The following is a 1,368-nucleotide window of genomic DNA, read 5'->3' as shown; positions in this document are numbered from 1 at the left end:
TCGCCCTGTGCGCGATGCTGGGATTTCGCTTCTGCCCGCGCCTGCGCGACTTTCCAGACCGGCGCCTCGCGCCGATCGCGCCGGTTAAGGCCTATCCGGCCATCGCCCCGCTAATGGGCAAGCGTATCCGCACCGACATCATCGCTGAACAATGGGATGACGTGCTGCGCCTCGTCGGCTCGATCAAGGCCGGCCATGTCGCGCCATCGGTCATGCTGCGAAAGCTCGCCGCGTACGAACGGCAGAACCAACTCGACGTCGCGCTACAGGAAATCGGCAAGATCGAGCGAACCCTGTTCATGCTGGACTGGCTGGAAAATCCCGATCTGCGCCAGCGATGCCATGCTGGTCTCAACAACAGCGAACAACGCCATGCCCTGACGCAGGCAATCTACACCTTCCGCCAAGGCCGGATCATCGACCGCAGCCATGAGGCGCAACAATATCGGGCATCCGGCCTCAATCTAGTCATCGCCGCGATCGTCTACTGGAACACGATCTACATGGATGCTGCCGCCCAGCATCTACGATCAACCTCGGTCGCGGTGCCTGATTATCTGCTCGCCCATACGTCCCCCGTGGGTTGGGAGCATATTGCCTTCTCCGGCGATTTCCTCTGGGATCGCGCAGCCGCTTCCGCTGGCCGCAAGGCCCTCAATCTCCCGCCGGATAGCCGCGTCGCATAAGCGTTCGCTGATTGTTCGCCCTTAGCGTTGTTTAGCGTACCATCCACGCTATGCCCTCTGAGAGGCTCGGCTCCTATCCGCGCGCGAACGGGCTGGCCTTGGCTCTACGCGAGATCGGACGGGTCGAGCGCACTTTGTTCACGCTGGACTGGATCGAAAACCCCGAAGAACGTCGCCGCGCGACCCAGGAGCTCAACAAAGGCGAAGCCGAAAACGCCTTGAAGAGAGCGATCTTCTTCCACCGACTTGGCCGCCTGCGCGATCACGGGATTCAATCGCAAAGTCATCGTGCCAGCGCGCTCAACCTCGTTGCCGGCGCGATCGTGCTGTGGAACACGACCTATCTGGAAGCCGCACTTCGGCAACGCGAACTCAACGGATATTTAGTGCCCAACGAATTTTTGCGCCATCTCTCGCCGCTCGGTTGGCAACACATAAACCTGACCGGCGACTACCTTTGGACAGACATTCCCCCTCTCGCCGGTGGCATGCGCCCACTCCGCAACATGCCTTCCCCACCGGCGCCGCAGATTCCTTAGACCCCATGACTGCCAGAGCCTCGGAGGCTCGAATCTGAGATGCTGATGATGGATTTGTCAGCAGCGGAGACGAGTCATGACGGAGACGGTGAAATACGTTGGTCTGGACGTGCATAAGGAAACCATTGCGGTCGCTGTTGCCG

The 1,368-nt window shown here is 60.5% G+C and carries 1 protein-coding gene and 1 pseudogene; both read left to right on the top strand.

Annotation, left to right across the window (positions count from 1 at the left end):
- Positions 1-686, top strand: a 686-nt coding sequence (locus AX692_RS06660; protein ID WP_155646276.1) for a Tn3 family transposase, incomplete at its 5' end; no start/stop codon positions are given.
- 62 nt (positions 687-748) lie between these two features.
- Positions 749-1,225 (top strand): annotated as a pseudogene (locus AX692_RS06655) (Tn3 family transposase); the annotation flags it as partial.
- Positions 1,226-1,368: the final 143 nt, after the last annotated feature.

The sequence above is a fragment of the Erythrobacter donghaensis genome, assembly GCF_001557325.1.
Classification (GTDB): Bacteria; Pseudomonadota; Alphaproteobacteria; order Sphingomonadales; family Sphingomonadaceae; genus Erythrobacter; species Erythrobacter donghaensis_B.
This window is presented reverse-complemented; position numbering and strand designations above follow the sequence as displayed.